This is a genomic window from Lysinibacillus sp. fls2-241-R2A-57 (assembly GCF_030209535.1).
Lineage (GTDB): Bacteria > Bacillota > Bacilli > Bacillales_A > Planococcaceae > Lysinibacillus.
In genome coordinates, this window is record NZ_JARVRU010000045.1 from 1 (window position 1) to 19,047 (window position 19,047).

Consider the following 19,047-nt stretch of genomic DNA (forward strand, 5'->3'; position numbering starts at 1 on the left):
TTTCACTTGGTTCTACCGGTTTTTCACTCGGTTCCACTGGTTTTTCACTTGGTTCTACCGGTTTTTCACTTGGTTCCACTGGTTTTTCACTCGGTTCCACTGGTTTTTCACTTGGTTCTACCGGTTTTTCACTTGGTTCCACTGGTTTTTCACTTGGTTCTACTGGTTTTTCAGTTGGTTCCACTGGTTTTTCACTTGGTTCTACTGGTTTTTCAGTTGGTTCCACTGGTTTTTCAGTTGGTACTACTGGTTTTTCTATTTTTGTATTTAAAATATTATAACCATCTACTTTAGACTCATATCCCGCTACTGGTTGCTCTTTCACAGCATAATTAATTTTTTTACCGTCTACTGTGTATTGGTCTAAGTTACCGAAGTTGTATTTCCAACCGTTTTCTGCCGTTACTGTTTTTGTGTCAATAACCGCATCGTCTTTTAGTAAATCTACTTTGATGTCTGAAGGGCGATCTTGTTCACTATCGTTTTTCCAAGTTTTCGTCCCCTCAATTGAGATTTCTTTCAAACTGTTACTAATTGGTACTTCTACACCTTTTATAGCACCAGCTTCTATTGTAAATGGAAATTCCTTATCTGCATCAAATGTTACATATTCAGGAGCTGATACTTCTTTTATATAGTAATCACCAGCTTTTAAGTTTGGTACTTCTACAATTCCTTTGTCGCCAGTTGTATATTGATCACCAATTTGTTGACCATCTTTTGAGAAAACTTTAAATTGAACACCAGGAATGACTTGCTCTTTATTACCATCTATATATTTCAGTATTCTTAACGTACCTTTGTCCGGTAAATCTCCTATAGCCCAACCATCAGCAAAAATATTTTTTACTTGAGCCACGTTTTTCTCATGTACCGGGGTTTGGTTGTTAACTTTGTAAGTCAAATCATATTCGTTCTTCAGATATTTTTCATTTACCCCTTCAGCTGTAATAGTCGTTTTATAACTTACAGTGAATGATGTTAAACTTGCATACCCTCGATTAATCACTACATTAAATGAACTATCACTCGTAAAACCTACATATCCAAGCCCATTTCTTTGAAACTCTTCAGGTGTGAATTGACGATTTCCTAAGCTACCACCACTCGTGTAGATATAAAAACTATCTTTCTGTAGTAGTTGACCGTCTTTTGAAAAATCTTGTAACACGATATCACTATCAAGGTATTCCTTCTTTAAGTTGAAGTTTAGGAACCAACGAACTTCATCTGAGTTATTCGGCTGAATATCTCCTGATTTATAGAAGAACATCCCTGGCGAAGAACCACTACTTTTTGGGTGAGTAATTGTTACGGCTTGCTCACTTAAATCTGTTCCAAAGTTCGTATGAATCGTTTTTGTAACTCCAGATTCTACATTTGTTGCTTGAACAGTAAAGTTAAAGTAACCTCTAATATTTTCGCGTTTTTCTACTTTGTCATTAAATGTACATACGACTTGACCGCTAGTCACATTACACGAACCGTAATCTTCTAGATTAATATTCGAATTGAAACCTTTTAATTCAGGTGGCAATGTCATCGTAATTGTATCGCCTGTTTTCAATTTCAGATTAGGTTTCTCACTAAATGTTACATAGATTCCCGTTTGATTACCGTATGATAAATTTGTATTTTTAATTTCCACACTATCAATAAATCCTGTATTGCTTAGTTCTTGTGCTTTTCCGATCACGGGTACAATTGTTTGAAATAGTACAACTACAAAACATAATAATAATGGAAATATTTTTTTGCTTAGCATGTTTTTATTTACCTCCTGTTTGAATTTTTAAACACTAGCGTTAAATTTTACGTGATTCATATTATTTCAATAAACATTTATTGCTTTGGATTTTAATGAAAGGATAACTTCATAGACTTTCTTACCATTGATATAGACTCAATAAAAAAACATTAAAATTAAATTTCATAAGAGTCTAAACTCTCAATAATACAAATCAAATAGCACCTAAAGTAATATAACACATGACTAAAGAATTGAAAAATATTTTAAGGTTTACCAAAACATGACTATATAACCATTTCATCATAGATGTTTTGAAACTAGTATTTTTACTAATTTCATAACCTCAAAAAAATCCATTTTAAGGAATTAAAAAACGTTAATAGTACCATATTTTAGATTTATAAGAAAAACAAACCGTGCCAAAAGTTTTTTTCCTCATTTATGCCTTTTTTCGACATTTTTTTTATTTATATAAAGTCAGGTGTGTCATTTTTACACATACGAATTTAATCGAAGAGACTGATTTCCGCTACGGGCTACTCGCTTTCCTGCGAGAATCAGGCAAACACACACTACAATCAGTTAAAATAGGAATATATTAAAAATTTACAACAGCCTATTTTCTCCCAATCAACAACCTAATATAAAGTGAAATTTTCATCAGAGGGGGGTTTCTTCATCCCCACTAAAGGCTTTTACGAGCAGTTCTTTTGCTCCATTTTGAGATGGGAGTCTTGTATCTGGTGCTTTGCCTTTGGTACAGATAAATTAGGTAAAATAAAAAGAACACCCCAAAAAAGGTATTCTTCGCACTGACCTAAAATATGAAACAACATTTGTTCTATAAAACTCTTGATCTTTTACGTAATTTATTGCTGAATCATCAGCATGAACTCTCCTTAAATATATTCCATATCACTAGCGTCATATAATTACTAAATGAATGTTCGGTTTTTCGATTTAAACAAAGGACTATTATATGTATTCTACGATTGTTCAAAAACCTTTACGGGACCTATTTCCTTTAATTTTCCGCAACCTCTTATATATGCTTTTTCATAACATCACTTATTAATGACAATTTCACTAACTCAGAGTATAGAACTTTATATCCACTACTTCCAAACTACTATTAGGTTTTTTCTTCAAATAATTAATACTTATTTAATATTTTTTTTAATTTTTTCTTCTCTTAGATGTAGTATACTATTACAAAATCTAAATTACTCAATATATCCAAGGTTATTAATACCAGAACTTTTGAAGATATTTGAGACGACGGAGGAAATATTTTTGAGAAACTTTTCTATTAGAAAGAAAATTTTAACACTCATTACGTCTGCTGTTATTTTTTTACTAATTATTTCTGGTGGTAGTTTTTATTACATTAATGATATGGCAAAAAAATCTAGCAAGATGTACGACGAGTCACTTTTGCCAATTCAATATATCGGTTTACTCGGAACTGACATTAGTGAGATCGATTCTAACATTTTAGAGCTCATGATTACTACGGATGCTAATCGTAATACTGAACTACAGGCAGCCATCTCAGATAGAAGAGAAAGTATTAAAGACTTACTCAAGAAATTTGAAGACTCTTACAGCGGAAAAGAAGATGAACAAAAATTATTAGAATCTCTTACATTCAATCTCGACGGTTATCTTAATTCCATGACAGATATCGTAGATTTGGCTAGCAAGAACCAAAACAAGGAAGCCTATTCTGTATACATCGGAACTTCAGATGATCTTCGTAAGAAAGTGGTATCTGATGCAGACAAGCTTATGGATCAATGTTCTAGTGATGCCGATCAGTTGAATAAAGAAAATAAACAAAGTCTATCCACTACTATGCTTATTTCTGCCATTCTCTCTGTTGTCGCCATTATTTTGTTTATTACATTAGCAACATGGATTGCACGTTTAATTGTAAATCCAGTGAAAGAAATGCAGGCAAATATGTTAAAAGCAGGCGATGGAGATTTGACTGTGCAAGGTACTTATTCATCCAAAGATGAAATCGGTCAATTAACTCAATCATTTAATTCGATGATTAATAATATTCGTAATACGGTTACAAAAGTGACTGAAACTGCTAATCACGTAGCATCAGCATCTGAAGAATTAAACGCTAATGCAGCAGAAACTACGAAAGCAACAGAGATGGTTGCAAATACGATGGAAACTATCGCTCATGGTTCAATTGAGCAACTAAATAATGTGTCTAACACCGTCAATACCATCAACGAGCTTTCAACAGGTGTGCAACAAGTAGCTGGAAATGCTCAAGCCGTAAGTGCACTTTCAGGTGATTCTTTAACGCTAGTGATAAATGGTATAGATGCCGCTAATCAAATGAATCAACAAATGACGGACATCACTGTACAAGTAAATGGCTTATCCGAGATTGTCGACTTGTTAGGAAAACGTTCTAATGAAATCGGTCAAATTATTGATTCAATTACAGCAATTGCTGAACAAACAAATCTCCTTGCCTTGAACGCTGCAATTGAAGCCGCTCGTGCTGGCGAGCATGGAAAAGGCTTTGCCGTCGTTGCAGATGAAGTTAGGAAATTAGCAGAACAGTCTGCTGTTTCTTCAAACCAAATTGAAATGTTGATTTCAGAGACACAGAAAGATACTCATAAGGCTGTTGAATCGATGAAGTTAGTAACAGCAGAAATTACAGAAGGAATTAAAACAACAGAAAATACACGTACAACTTTCGCTTCAATTCAAGATGCCATTCAAAGTGTTACGATGCAGGTAGAAGAAGTATCTGCTGCAGTCGAGCAAATGGCAGCTGGAACTGAAGAAATTGTTGGTAGTATGAATACAATCCACTCCATAACTAAATCTACTACTGCTGGCACAGAAAATATTTCTGCTACATCAGAAGAACAAATAGCATCAATGCAGGAAATTTCATCATCTGCTTATGCACTTGCAAACTTGGCAGAAGAATTAAGAGACTTGGCATCTCAATTCCGAGTATAAAACGCCGAGCATAAACAAAAAAGATTGAAGCTAAATTGCTTCAATCTTTTTTGTTTATGCAGTTGTTTACATGATGTTGGAACTTTACTTACATATATAACAATTACTTTTTATTCAAATTGGTTTTAGGAGCTATCACATATTTACCATTTGGATATTTTTTAAGACTCATATAAATTCCATAACTAATATAAGTACGGGTAAACCAACTATCAATGATAAAATAGAAATAGCAATTCTATTTTTTTCATCATTTTTAAGGATTTTTTTAAAAGACTATAGATTAATAAACCTATAAATCCACCAACTACGTTTAGAATAATATCGTCAATATCTGTTGCGCCGATTGAAAAAATATATTGAATGATTTCTATTCCTAAACTTAGTAAGAAAATTAAAAATAAGTTTATTAAAATTGATTTGTTTTTATTATGAAGTATGACGTATATTCCAGCAGGTACAAACATCAAAATATTACCCCAAATATTTACATTAACTACTAATCCATTTCCAAATCTATTATCTACTGCTATAAATTGATTAATTGTTTTTAAAGGAATCAAATTTACGCTTCTTAGACTCTCTCTTGAAATAAATACTGTATCAATCAGTAAAAAAATATAAAACAGTAAAATAAACCAATATATAATTTCCAATCCTTTTTTCACTAAGACACCTCTTTTGATTTCACTAATGTTATTTTAGTAGATAAATCTTAAGAATTTCTTATGATATCTCTTAAGAAAAGATGATGATTAGTAGTATCAAAATGAGATTCCTTCTTCTTGAGCTAATATAGACGTTGTGGTTGGACATTGAGGATAAGACAAAGACAGATGATAGGAAAAGAAGGGGCTAATCCCTTAAATCATTTTTCAATGACGTTTGGGATTAGCCCGTAACCTTTTACTTATTTATGCTGTGTAAGGTAAACTTTGCCGTTAATCGTTACTTTAGAAGCTGAGATTAGAATTTCTTTATTTGCTTCAAAATAAGGATTTAAAATCTTGTCGATAGCAGCCCATTTTTCATTAGATTTTTCATAGTCACCTTTTTTATCAAGAGCTAATGCTTCTTCATAAAGTTTTTTTAATTGTTTTTTATCATTTGCCTTGATTTCGAAATCGATGTCAGACACGTAATCTTCAAAGCTAATTGGCTTCAAGTACGGTTTAATCATTTCATCAAATTGACCCCAAAGCTTTTCAGATAATGTATCATTTTTATCTGCATCTGCTTTTTGAGCATCTTTGTAAAGCGCTTTTAGTTTTGGTAAGGCTTCAGCTGGAATATCTAATTTCATATCTGAAATGTATTGTTCAAATGTTACTGGTGGATATAGTGCATCTAAATAAGGTTGAAGAATCTTCTGGAATTCATCAAACTTTTCTTGTGCTTTTTGTTCTTTACCAGATTTCTCTAGTTTTATCCACTCTTCATAAATAGCTTTTAGCTGTTTTTTATCATTCTCTTTAATCACAATATTTTTTTCACTAAATCCGTACTCTTTGATGAACTCATCAAAAGATACTGGTACCCAGCTAGCCAAAATATATGGTTTTATGATTTTCTCCATTTCAAGATTGATTTTATCTACTTCATCATACTTCTCTTCTTTTTCTAACTTCTTCGTTTGATTAAACAATTTTTCTAATTTAGCTAAATCTTCTTTTGTGATTTCTTTTGGTAGGTCTTTTTTATAGACGTCAAACGTGTAGAAGTCTGCATAATCTTGTACTAAGCTACCTTCTACAGAAATTTCCTGACCTTCAGCTAAATTCATTTTTGCTATTTGCTCATTTGAAAATTTTTGGATTCCGATATAGTAGTTTTTACCGTCCTTCCCTTTGATTGTTACGCTATCACCGTTAATGCTTTTAACAGTTCCTTTAATTTGTTGCTCAGCTTTAACAGTTATTTCGTTTGTTGGTTTTGCTGTTGATGCATCTGCTTGATGTGGCGTGAAGACAGCCATTCCTATTGTTAATGCCGATACAATCATCCAGGATTTCTTAGTTGTTTTTTTCATAATCAGTTCTCCTTTTATTTGACTGGTTTATTGCTAATTAACAAAATTCCATTATATGATCCGGTGTTCCTAGTAATAATTTTTTCGTATCTTATCTCCCTTTTATCAGGATAGTACTGAGTATAAAGAATAATTATTAATAAAAACTTAGGATATTCCTTAAGATTTTATGAAATTAATGGAAGGTAATTTTTAACAGCAATGCGGAGGAATTGATTACAAACAACTGCCAAAGTTAGTGTTTAATATGAGGATATTAAATGTATAAAGAACGGCATCTATGTATTGCGTGCTTTGCCGAAAGTAAATTTCTTTGAAGTGAAGCAATCTTTTAATGCTAATGTTAATTAATCTTTTTTATGTTCGCGCCACCGCCAATAAATAACAAATATTGAGCAAAGAATAGTAACTCCTCGATTTTATCATCAGTAGCAGTTTGCAAATTTGCAAAGTCCAAATTGAACTTTATCTAACGAATCTCGAAAATCATGGTTCGTGTTTTCTTTAGTTTTTCATTCATTTCAATTAAGGGTTTTTCCGTCAGTAAACTCGATTGCAATAAGCTTTAACTCTTTATTTTTCATAAAAATTTCATAATTCTCTCTTCTCATATAAAAGACTTAGACATGGTATATTATCATCAAATCTAAATTACTCAATATACCCAAAGTTATTAGTATATACCACTGTTATATAGGACTTTTGAGATAGTTGAGCTGACGGAGGAAATATTTTGAAAAACTTATCAATCAGAAAGAAAATTCTAACACTTATTACGTCTGCTGTTGCTTTTTTGCTGATTATTTCATTTGATGGTTTTTATTACATTAATGATATGGCGAAGAAATCCAGTGAAATGTACGATGAGTCACTTTTGCCAATTCAATATGTCAGTCAACTTCGAACTGACTTTAGTGATATAGATTCTTACATTTTAGAGCTCATGATTACTAAGGATGCTAATCGTATTACCGAACTACATGCAAACATCAAAAAAAGTGGTGAAAGTATTGGAGATTTACTCACGAAATTTGAAGACTCTTACACTGGAAAAGAAGATGAACAAAAATTATTAGAATCTCTTAAATCCAATCTCGATGGTTATTTTAGTACCATGATAGATATTATTGATTTGGCTAGCAAGAACCAAAACGAGGAAGCCTATTCGGTATACACCAAGGCTTCAGATAATCTTATTGAGAAAGTGGAAACTGATGCCAAAAAGCTTATGGCTCTCTGTGCTGATGATGCCGATCAGCTGAATAAAATAAATGAGCAAAATCAATCTACTACTATGCTTATTTCTGCCATTCTTTCTGTTCTAGCCATTATTTTCTTTATTACATTAGCTACATGGATTGCACGTTTAATTGTAAATCCGGTTAAAGAGTTGCAGGCTAATATGTTAAAAGCAGGCGATGGAGATTTGACTGTGCAAAGTACTTATTCATCCAAAGATGAAATCGGTCAATTATCCCTTTCATTTAATTCGATGATTAATGATATTCGTAATACGGTAACAAAAGTGACTGAAACTGCTAATCATGTTGCCGCAGCATCTGAAGAGTTAAATGCTAATGCAGCAGAAACTACGAAAGCAACAGAGATGGTTGCAAGTACGATGGAAACTATCGCTCATGGGTCAGTAGAGCAACTAAACAATGTCTCTAACACCGTCAATACTGTTAATGAGCTTTCAACAGGTGTGCAACAAATAGCTGGCAATGCTCAAGCTGTAACCGAACTTTCAGGTGATTCTTTATCTCTAGTGATAAATGGTATAGATGCTGCGCATCAAATGAACCAACAAATGATGGACATCACAGAACGAGTAAATGGCTTATCGGAAGTTGTCGACGTGTTAGGAAAACGTTCTAATGACATCGGTCAAATTATTGATTCGATTACAGCAATTGCTCAACAAACAAATCTTCTTGCCCTGAACGCCGCAATTGAAGCCGCACGTGCTGGCGAGCATGGGAATGGCTTTGCCGTCGTTGCAGATGAGGTTAGAAAATTAGCAGAACAGTCTGCTGTTTCTTCAAACCAAATTGAAGTGTTGATTTCGGAGACACAGAAAGATACTCAAAAGGCTGTTGAATCAATGAAGTTAGTAACAGCAGGAGTTAATGAAGGGATTAAAACAACAGAAAATACACGTACAACTTTCGCTTCAATCCAAGGTGCCATTCAAAATGTTACGATGCAAGTAGAAACAGTATCTGCTGCAGTCCAGCAAATGGCGGCAGGAACTGAAGAAATTGTTGGTAGTATGAATACAGTCCACTCCATAACTCAATCTACTACAGCCGGCACAAAGAGTATTTCTGCAACGACTGAAGAACAAACCGCATCAATGGAGGAGATTTCATCATCTGCTTATGCACTCGCAAACTTAGCAGAAGAGCTAAGAGGTTTAGCAGCTCAATTCCGAGTATAACTTCTTTCAACAATTACATTTGCCGCTGCTTATTTAGTTAAGTAGCTAGTAAGGATTAAGTTCGGTTTTGAACCGGACTTAATCCTTTTTTTGCCTTAGGGTAACGAGTCTCATCGTATCTCCAATCTGAAATATTAGTCCCAGGTCCTCCCCACCGCACGAAATCAAAGCATTTCGCTCCCTATAAGGACTCAGATTTCGCTATTCCTTCTATAATAGGTAGAAAAAGAAAAGGGCTAATCCCGAAACCATTTTTTCATGTTTTGTATAGCTTTTCATTAATTGGCTCATCACCAAAAGTTGTGGATGACATTTGTTAAAACATATGCCATGTATTAGTTGATCTCGTTTCGGCTGGGCGACTCCCTGGAGCGAGTGAAGCGGCTCATCGGACGCCCCACCCCCCTCATTTTTCGAGAGTTGTCTCAGCGCAAGAGACAACTTTTTCTTAGTATTGAAAAACAAAATGATCAAGGTAATCTTTGTGATTGTTTTAGTGTCGAGTCCCAAAACTGAATCGCTAAAGCTCCTTTCATTCGTTTTATAGGAATACTTTGAAGATTTATCGAAACAAAATCGCTCTTTATCGAAACTATTTGAGCTTTTATCGAAACAAAATCTTATTTTATCGAAACTTTTTGGGTTTTTATCGAAAAACAAGCTCTTTCTATCGAAGAAATCAACCCGTCAGTACACTCGATTGCAATGAGCTGTAACCTTTTATTTTTCGTAATAAAAATTTCATAATTCTATCTTCTCTTATTGTAAATTTGGATGTAGTATATTTATTACAAAATACAAATTACTCAATATATCCAAAGTTATTAGTATATACCACTTATTTGAAGATAATTGAGCCAATGGAGGAAATATTTTTGAAAAACTTTTCTATTAGAAAGAAAATTTTGACACTCATTACGTCCGCTGTTATTTTTTTATTAATTCTTTCAGGTACCGGTTTTTATTACATTAACGACATGGCAAAAAAATCCAAGGAGATGTACGACGAATCACTTTTGCCTATCCAACATCTCGGTCAAATTCGAACTGATATTCGTGCGATGGATGCTTTCGTTTTAGAGCTTATGATTACTATGGATACTAAACGTAACGCTGAACTACAGGCAAACATCCAAGAAAGAGCTAAAAATATTGAAGAAGCAATTGTAAAATTCGAAGACACTTACAGTGGAAATGAAGATAAACGAAAACTGTTAGAATCTATTAAATCCAATCTTGACGGTTATTTTAGTACTATGACAGAGGTCATTGATTTAGCTAGTAAGAACCGAAACAAGGAAGCCTATTCTTTATACACTACATCTATGCATGATTTTCGTGAGAAAGTGGCATCTGATGCACGCGATCTTATGACTATATGTTCTGAAGATGCTAAACAGTTGAATAAAGAAAATGAACAAAGTCTATACACTACTATGCTTATTTCTGCCATTCTCACTGTTTTAGCCATTATTTTCTTTATTACATTGGCAACATGGATTGGACGTTTAATTGTAAATCCAGTGAAAGAGTTACAGGCTAATATGTTAAAAGCAGGCGACGGTGATTTGACTGTGCAAGGTACATATTCATCCAAAGATGAAATTGGTCAACTAACTCAATCATTTAATTCGATGATTAATAATATTCGTAATACAGTAACTAAAGTCACTGAAACTGCTAATCATGTAGCCGCAGCATCAGAAGAATTGAATGCTAATGCAGCAGAAACTACGAAAGCAACAGAGATGGTTGCAAATACGATGGAAACTATCGCTCATGGATCTGTAGAGCAACTAAAAAATGTTTCTAACACATTCAACACCGTCAATGAGCTTTCAACAGGTGTGCAACAAGTAGCTGGAAATGCTCAATCTGTAAGTGAGCTTTCCAAGGATTCATTATCATTGGTGATAAATGGTATGAATGCAGCAAATCAAATGAATGTACAAATGATAGACATCACAGATCGAGTAAAAGGCTTATCCGAAGTTGTCGACTTATTAGGAAAACGTTCTTATGAAATTGGTCAAATTATTGATTCGATTACAGCAATTGCTGAGCAAACAAATCTTCTTGCCCTGAATGCTGCAATTGAAGCCGCTCGTGCTGGCGAGCATGGAAAAGGCTTTGCCGTCGTTGCAGATGAGGTTAGGAAATTAGCAGAACAGTCTGCTGTTTCTTCAAACCAAATTGAAGTATTGATTTCAGAGACACAGAAAGATACTCAAAAAGCTGTTGAATCAATGAAGTTAGTAACAACGGAAGTTACTGAAGGGATTAAAACAACAGAAAATACACGTACAACTTTCGCTTCAATTCAAAGTGCCATTCAAAGTGTTTCGATGCAGGTAGAAGAAGTATCTGCTGCAGTCGAGCAAATGGCAGCTGGAACTGAAGAAATTGTTGGTAGTATGAATACGATCCATTCCGTAACTCAATCTACTACAGCTGGCACAGAGAGTGTTTCTGCTACGTCCGAAGAACAAATGGCATCAATGGAGGAAATTTCATCATCTGCTTATGCACTCGCAAACTTAGCAGAAGAGTTAAGAGACTTAGCAGCTCAATTCCGAGTTTAACTTCTTTTTTCACCACTAATGATTAGGGGGTCACTTTATTTTGAAGTGACCCCCTACGCCGTTTATTTAGTTTAGTAGCCAAAAAGGATTAAGTTCGGTTTTGAACCGGACTTAATCCTTTTTCATTTTGCTTTTGTGAGCAAGTTCCACTATTGGCACTGCTTACTGCTTTTATTAGAAATGAATGAAAGAACCGACCTATTGTTCTTGGGATTGATAATTTTTCTGTCAATTTTATTCGTATGAATTAGATATCGTATCCCCTTGTATTGGCTCTTTACCATCTTTAAATAGAATACGAATTGACTTTCCATTTACAATATCTGGAGCATCCATTACCTGAAAATGAATATGAGCTTCTGATGAATTACCAGAGTTTCCGCATTTCCCGATAAGTTGCCCTGCCGTTACGATTTCACCTGATTTTACTAAAATCGAGTCCTTTTTAAAATGTGCGATCATACTAAATTCATTATTTGCATGTTCAATCACGACATAGTTTCCTGCCGGATTATGTTCATCCATTTCACCAGGCACATTATCTTTTATTCCATCTACAACTTTTACGACTTTACCATCTGCTGGTGCTATAATATCTTCATCAAAAGCATAAAAATTTTCATTTCGAATTGGGCTATTTTGATAAGATTGTCCATCTTGAACTTTTACTAAATCGTAAGCATATCGCTGACCTTCATATAAATAATGATAATTTACAAATTCATTCGTACCACCCCAAAAAACAAACCACTCATCTCTAATTGGCATTATGTATTTATTTTTTGTATATTGTTGGTCCGTTTTCGGAAAAACAGTAAAAGGCGTTAAATAAAAACGCTGTATTTGATTGAATGTATCAAAGGAAGCTACAACTGCTTTCTCACGTTTATCATCTAACCATACGTAATGTGTTAAATTTTGTAATACCGTCTTTGTTTCTAATTGATAATTTTTAACACCATTATTAAAAGATGTGCTCAGCTCAATAAATTGTTCTAAAGTGACTATCTTCTGAAACTCTTCTGATGTAGCATCATAAACTTTTTCGTAACCTTCTTTTAACCAAATATCTATGACTTCTTCTGGACTACTGAATTTCTCCATATTGACAACTCCCATTAATGTATAAATAAAACATTTAATTATCTATACGATGTTTACTTACGAAAAGTTTCAATAACGTACAATATTTGTGTTTTGTTATTTGGACTCCAACATAAAGAAGCTAATTTCTATGTTGTTGTTCATCTGTTGTTCATATTGCTTTTTTATAATAAATCTGAGCAGTAGGTGTATATATTCTTTTAGAGTATAAAGTAGTACTTTTAAGGGAAAAAGACATTTAAATAGTGCTATGAATCGGGTGATTGAAATGCTAATAATTGCTACTATATTTATTACAGCAGCACTAGTTTTTTATTCAGTAGGAGTATGGGCAGAAAAATTCCAAAAAACATTAAAGTTATGGCATGTGATTATTTTTTGGATAGGCTTACTATGCGATACACTCGGAACTACTATGATGGAAAAAATGGCCTCCCAAGGATCTCTATTTAGTTTTCATGGCATAACAGGTTTATTAGCAATCTTGTTAATGTTATTTCATGCCATTTGGGCTTCTATTGTATTGGTAAAAAAAGACTCAGAAATGATGAGAAAATTCCATACGTTAAGTATATTAGTATGGTTCATTTGGTTGATTCCTTATATATCTGGAATGATATATGGCATGACCAAATAACATAAGGGATGGATTTAAGCAATTTCTTCCCTCACCCAATCATAAGTCAGAAAATAAATATAAATTTGATACAAAAAAAGCCTTTCTATGTTAGAGATAAGGCTCTTTTGAAAGCTGTAGCGTCTGCCATACGTTACGGCTTTTTCTTTGCCCTCGAAACTTCTTTCAATTGGATCTGTTTACCCAGCAGCATTATCATTAGCAAAGACTATAGAAACCATTGTTATAACAGGATTCCCCAGCTACATTATGCTATATTTTTATTTTAGGGTGCAAAACGGAGCATAAATCAAACTATAACATTTAACTAAATAAAACGTCATAAAAATAAGACTACCAAAAAGTGATAGTCTTACGCTTTGTTTATTTACGTACTTGGCTTAATTTGTCTACTATATACTTCGATTCAATATAAATACCATTAATTTCACCATCATCCGGATATTGGTCAATGTAAGACCAACCCGCAACTGATCCATATACATGAACCTTTGTTTCACTTTCAATTAATCCTGCACTTCCAAATCCTTTACTTGCTATTAGGTATGAATCTATATATTCAGTTGAACTGCTAATATATTTCACTACAGGCTTAGGATTAGTAATAAAACTTGTTTTAACGTAACCTATGATGTTTCCATATTGGACATACGAATAGCCATTCCCAACCTCTCCGTAATTATCCATTAGGATTCCGTTACTGAGTGTTCCTAATGTATTGCTGTCTGCTGTTGGTTTTTCTTTAACTACTACACCGCTTTTAGAATTAGATATACTAATTGTTTGAGGTAAGTCAAATTCTATTTGAGTTACTTCAATAAAGCCATGTTGCCCATTAAATAAAATGGGCATCCAACCACCTTCCGCCATATATTCGGAAATAACAAATTCTCCACCCTTCACATGACCAATAGTTTTGGATGACCTGGAGGGTAACTCTTTAACAGTTGCCCCAGACTTTGTAATCTTTACGGTATACTTTATTTCCATAAAATCAAAATCTGCTAAAGTTTGATTTTGTGCAAATATCTTCTCCTCATTTAAAAAAAAGCAACTCAACAGCACGCATACTATTACACTTATTTTTTTCATAAAAATCCACTCCTTTCCAAACAAATGCTACTATAAAATAACATTTGTTTCCATGCTATTTTTCTTACTAATTGAAAATGCTAGATACATGTATAGATTAACTAGCAGTGTAATTGCTATGACTAAAAATCTTCTGACCTGTTCGTCTTATTAATGCTTGAGCTCCATCAAATTTAGGGTAGTTTCGTATGTTGCTATCACAGGATTCCCCAGCCACATTATGCTATACTATTTCTATTATCGAAATATTTGAAACGAGGGATGCTAGATGACAAATATACAGCAATTAGATGCGTATTTCACAGAACATCGCGAGACACACTTAAATGAATTAAACGAATTTTTACGTATTCCAAGTATTAGTTCTTTATCTGAGCATAAAGGGGATATACAAAGTGCTGTTGAGTGGCTAGCTAACGCTTTTAAAAAATTAAATCTTGAGAATATCTCTATTACTCAAACTGCAGGTCACCCTGTTGTTTATGCTGACTGGTTACATGCAGAGGGCAAACCAACTATTCTGTTTTATGGTCATTATGATGTCCAGCCTGTTGACCCATTAAATTTATGGGAAACAGAGCCATTCAACCCTACGATTCGTGACAACAAACTGTTTGCTCGCGGTGCTAGTGACGATAAAGGACAAGTGTTTATGCACTTGAAAATGATTGAAGCCTTATTTGCAACAACTGGCACATTACCAGTAAACGTGAAATTCATCTATGAAGGTGAAGAAGAGATTGGCAGCCCTAACCTTCCTGCCTATGTTGAAGAACATAAAGAGAAATTAGCTGCAGATTTAATTTTGATTTCTGATACAGGTCTATATGGTCCTGGTAAGCCTGCTGTATGTTATGGATTACGTGGCTTAACAGGTATTCAAATTGATGTTCGTGGCGCAAAAGGTGACCTTCACTCTGGTCTTTACGGTGGCGGTGTCCAAAATGCTATTCATGCATTAGCTGACATTTTAGCCTCTTTCCGTGATGAACATGGCACAATTCAAGTTGAGGGCTTCTACGACAAAGTTTTACCATTATCTGAAGAGGAACGCGAAGCTTACCGCGCTCTTGGTTTTGATGAAGAATCAGTGAAAGAAGAAGTTGGTGTGAAGGAATTATTCGGTGAAGCTGGCTATTCCTATTTAGAACGCACTTGGGCACGCCCAACATTAGAGGTTAATGGTGTGTTTGGTGGCTTCTCTGGTGAAGGCATTAAAACTGTTCTTCCTGCTGAAGCTGGCGCAAAAATCACATGCCGTCTTGTTCCAAATCAAGAGCCTGATGAAATTGTAGCACTTTTAAAAGCACATATTGAAAAACATAAGCCAGCTGGTGTTGAAGTGACAATCTCTGAATTCGATAAAGGTCGTCCATTCTTAACACCATTTGATCATCCACTTATCCAAGCTGCTGGTCGCTCGTACGAAAAAGTATATAATGTCCCAACTGCTTACACACGCGGAGGTGGATCAATCCCTATCGTAGCTGCCTTTGATGAAATTTTAGCATTACCAGTTGTTTTAATGGGCTTCGGATTATCAAGCGAAAACTTCCATGCACCAAATGAACACTTCCATTTAGAAAACTTTGATAAAGGACTACGCGTTTTAAGCGATTATTTATTTGAAGTTGCTGAATTACAAAAATAAAATCCTAACGTCTTTCATCAAGTGTTTGGACACCCGCTGAAAAGTAGCTTAGATCCGCATTCATCTCACCACCTATAAGAGGTGGGAGACTTCTGATGAAAGAAGTTAAATAAATCCCCTCGTCTATTTCAAACGAGGGGATTTTGCTATATTATTCTCCAAAAATCGTGACGATATCTGCTGATTTTTTACGTTCTTTCCCTTTTGGTACTTCATCAAAATAGCCAACTTGCAGCATTGCGATAACACGCTCACCCGGCTGAACCTTTAAAGCTTCACGGAATTTTGGGTTATCTAAGAAAGCAGGTGTTTTCCAGCATGAGCCGATTCCTCTATCCCATGCTAGCAATTGGATGTTTTGAATAAAAATACTTGCCGCTGCGTAATCTTCTAAACGCTCTTTTTGTCGCGCATCCTCTGGAACGATCACAAAAGCATAGCCACCTGATAATGTAAATTTCATCATTTGCTTCGCTAAATCTTCATCTGAAAGCTCCTGCCATTTCGGTATAGCTAGATCACGCAATAAATTATAAAGAGTAGATAACTCCTTACCACATGCAACTACTAAACGCCAAGGCTCCCGATTACCATGATTCGGTGCCCATACCGCATCGTCAATAATTGCCATCATATCTTCGCGATTTACAGGCTGACCATTAAATTTTTTAATAGAACGACGCTCTATAATCGCATCCCTAACAGACAAAAAATGTTCGCTCATATACTTCTATCTCCTTCTATAACATTACAGCATATTGAAATTACGCCAAGTCGAAATTGATATCTTCTTCTATCTTTCACATTATCACAAAACAATGATCTTTAAAACTGTTACCCTTCCTAAGCAAAACTATCATCTATATGAATGAAATAATAAGTCATGCTTGGCGTATAGGCCGTTGAATCTTCATAAAAATATGATCGATTAATACTATCTGAAGTATGTGCGTTAACGTATGGAATACCATTTTGAATACTCGTCACAATTACAGAATGGTCAATCCTTCCATCACCTTGGAAATCATAAAAAATGACATCGCCAAGATCTAATTCCTCAGCAGATTCTACACGCCTACCCTTCAACCCAGTTGTAGAGCCTTCCAAATACCATCTAAGGGAATGTGCCACCGACCAGCTAAAGCTCCAATTTCCATGTTGAAGCCACCAACCTCTCCCTCTGTTTGGAGCACCTCGCATTGGTGCTCCTCCAGCAAGTAAGCATTGAGAAATATAGTTCGTACAATCAACAGTAAAATTCGGAAATGCTGGATTACGCCTGTTCCACCACAAATTCGCATATTGTACAGCGGCCTGTCTGTTATACATTTTTGCCACACTTCCCCTCCTTATGTTCATCATATGTACAAAGAGGTGCTTCTATTAGTTAGGTCCATATGCGCAAAACTGTAGAATGTGGTCTTTTTTGGTAGTATCTTTTTAATTTTAAGATTGTTTTTGCTACAATAAGGGTAAAAGAAATATAGATTTATTATTTTATGACTGGAAGGGATGTTGAAAGTGAAGCAGCATGCTGAGAAAGAAATTATACAGCCTACTCTTTTATGCGATAAAAAAGGTAATTTAAATCCAGCTGCCATCGGATTTGCACGTAAGCCCCTTATAAACTGCAATTTAAGTGGCCATCTCCTGCGCAAAAAGAAATGGAATTATTGGTGTGTCTACGGAGATGAGATTATTTTCTCTGCAACTGTTAGTCATCTAGACTATGCCGCAGTCTGCTTCGTCTATTTCCTTGAATATGAAACACAGCGTTATTTTGAAAAAACAATTACAGTTCCATTGGGCGGAAAGTTAAAAATGCCTACGCAAGTGCTAGATTCAGTATCATTCAAAAATAGTGAAATGATGATTGATATGACTTATTTACAAAATGAAACACATTTATCAGTTTCGATCCCAGACTTCGATGGAGATGTTTTACGTGCGAAGCTTGTCATTCAGCATCCACCTACAGATGAGTCATTGAATGTAGTCATTCCTTGGAATCGTAAAACATTCCAATTTACAGGCAAGCATCATATACTTCCTACTTCTGGAGTTGTAACAATTGGTACTCGTCGCTTTACATTTTCACCTGAAGAAAACTTTTCTGTACTAGAATATAGCCGTGGTGTTTGGCCGCGTGAGTCAACATGGAATTGGGGAATGGCCTCACAGCGAGTTCGAGGTAGACGAATCGGACTCAATTTAGGTGGTAAATGGACAGACGGAACTGGAATGACCGAAAATGCAGTTTTTGTTGAAGGTAAAATGACAAAAATCCATGAAGATGTACTATTCAATTATAATCAAGAGGATTTAATGCAACGGTGGAAAATTAAGACGAAATTCTCTAACCAAGTTTCATTAACTTTCTCCCCATTTTTCGAACGTGTATCCGTCACTAAGGCCGGTCTTGTAAAATCTGAAGTACATCAAATGTTTGGCTACTACGACGGCACCGTATTACTAGACAATGGCGAAACACTAGTAATCAAGCAAATGCTAGGCAGTATAGAAGAAAATCGAGTGAAATGGTAAATATAGGGAACATTTTACTGTTGATGATGAGTTATATAAGGATTTAACGCACTGTTATTCTCACACCCTCAGCGCGTTAAATCCGATAAAGTTGATGAATAGTGTTTATTTGTGGGTTTTGCGGTTTTGCTCGGCGGTTTGGCGGGGCTATCCACGATTTTGGCGGTTCTATCCGTCGCTCTGACTTCTTTCCATCACTTTTACAGTTCTTTCCATCG

The 19,047-nt window shown here is 34.8% G+C and carries 13 protein-coding genes; 6 read left to right on the forward strand and 7 right to left on the reverse strand.

The window, feature by feature from the left end:
* The coding region (locus QRN68_RS09650) for a Cna B-type domain-containing protein (protein WP_285396634.1) at positions 1-1,765 on the reverse strand (1,765 nt) is incomplete at its 3' end.
* 1,278 nt (positions 1,766-3,043) lie between these two features.
* On the opposite strand from QRN68_RS09650, the gene QRN68_RS09655 reads away from it, so the two are divergent.
* Complete coding sequence (locus QRN68_RS09655) at positions 3,044-4,750, forward strand: methyl-accepting chemotaxis protein (protein WP_285396635.1); 1,707 nt, start codon at positions 3,044-3,046, stop codon at positions 4,748-4,750.
* Between the two features lie 212 nt (positions 4,751-4,962).
* Here the strand turns inward: QRN68_RS09655 and QRN68_RS09660 are convergent, their stop codons facing one another.
* Together QRN68_RS09660 and QRN68_RS09665 are read right to left on the reverse strand one after the other, a co-directional pair.
* Complete coding sequence (locus tag QRN68_RS09660; protein ID WP_285396637.1) at positions 4,963-5,418, reverse strand: VanZ family protein; 456 nt, start codon at positions 5,416-5,418, stop codon at positions 4,963-4,965.
* Positions 5,419-5,660: 242 nt separating this feature from the next.
* The gene (locus QRN68_RS09665) at positions 5,661-6,779 is read right to left on the reverse strand and encodes a hypothetical protein (RefSeq protein ID WP_285396638.1); all 1,119 of its coding nucleotides are present in this window, start codon (positions 6,777-6,779) and stop codon (positions 5,661-5,663) included.
* Positions 6,780-7,512: 733 nt separating this feature from the next.
* Between QRN68_RS09665 and QRN68_RS09670 the strand changes: the two genes are divergently transcribed.
* Entirely contained in the window at positions 7,513-9,219 is a 1,707-nt protein-coding gene (locus QRN68_RS09670; RefSeq protein ID WP_285396639.1) for a methyl-accepting chemotaxis protein, read from the forward strand.
* 875 nt (positions 9,220-10,094) lie between these two features.
* Positions 10,095-11,801: a methyl-accepting chemotaxis protein gene (locus QRN68_RS09675; protein WP_285396640.1), complete on the forward strand. Its 1,707-nt coding sequence runs from the start codon at positions 10,095-10,097 to the stop codon at positions 11,799-11,801.
* 234 nt (positions 11,802-12,035) lie between these two features.
* Here QRN68_RS09675 and QRN68_RS09680 read toward each other — a convergent pair whose 3' ends face one another.
* Positions 12,036-12,905 (reverse strand): M23 family metallopeptidase, encoded by an 870-nt coding sequence (locus QRN68_RS09680; RefSeq protein ID WP_285396642.1) that lies wholly within the window; start codon positions 12,903-12,905, stop codon positions 12,036-12,038.
* Between the two features lie 268 nt (positions 12,906-13,173).
* On the opposite strand from QRN68_RS09680, the gene QRN68_RS09685 reads away from it, so the two are divergent.
* On the forward strand, positions 13,174-13,542 hold the full coding sequence (locus QRN68_RS09685) for an HsmA family protein (RefSeq protein ID WP_285396644.1): 369 nt from the start codon (positions 13,174-13,176) through the stop codon (positions 13,540-13,542).
* A 363-nt stretch (positions 13,543-13,905) separates the two neighbouring features.
* Here the strand turns inward: QRN68_RS09685 and QRN68_RS09690 are convergent, their stop codons facing one another.
* Entirely contained in the window at positions 13,906-14,634 is a 729-nt protein-coding gene (locus tag QRN68_RS09690) for an SH3 domain-containing protein (protein WP_285396645.1), read from the reverse strand.
* A 268-nt stretch (positions 14,635-14,902) separates the two neighbouring features.
* Here QRN68_RS09690 and QRN68_RS09695 point away from each other — a divergent pair, with 268 nt between their 5' ends.
* Positions 14,903-16,285 carry a dipeptidase gene (locus tag QRN68_RS09695; protein WP_285396647.1) on the forward strand — a complete coding sequence of 461 codons (1,383 nt, stop codon included), beginning with the start codon at positions 14,903-14,905 and terminating at the stop codon, positions 16,283-16,285.
* 151 nt (positions 16,286-16,436) lie between these two features.
* Here QRN68_RS09695 and QRN68_RS09700 read toward each other — a convergent pair whose 3' ends face one another.
* Positions 16,437-17,009, reverse strand: coding sequence for a nitroreductase family protein (locus tag QRN68_RS09700; protein WP_285396651.1), 573 nt, complete (start codon positions 17,007-17,009; stop codon positions 16,437-16,439).
* A 119-nt stretch (positions 17,010-17,128) separates the two neighbouring features.
* Positions 17,129-17,623, reverse strand: coding sequence for an amidase domain-containing protein (locus tag QRN68_RS09705; RefSeq protein ID WP_285396653.1), 495 nt, complete (start codon positions 17,621-17,623; stop codon positions 17,129-17,131).
* A gap of 183 nt (positions 17,624-17,806) precedes the next feature.
* On the opposite strand from QRN68_RS09705, the gene QRN68_RS09710 reads away from it, so the two are divergent.
* The gene (locus QRN68_RS09710; protein WP_285396655.1) at positions 17,807-18,829 is read left to right on the forward strand and encodes a DUF2804 domain-containing protein; all 1,023 of its coding nucleotides are present in this window, start codon (positions 17,807-17,809) and stop codon (positions 18,827-18,829) included.
* Positions 18,830-19,047 lie beyond the last annotated feature (218 nt).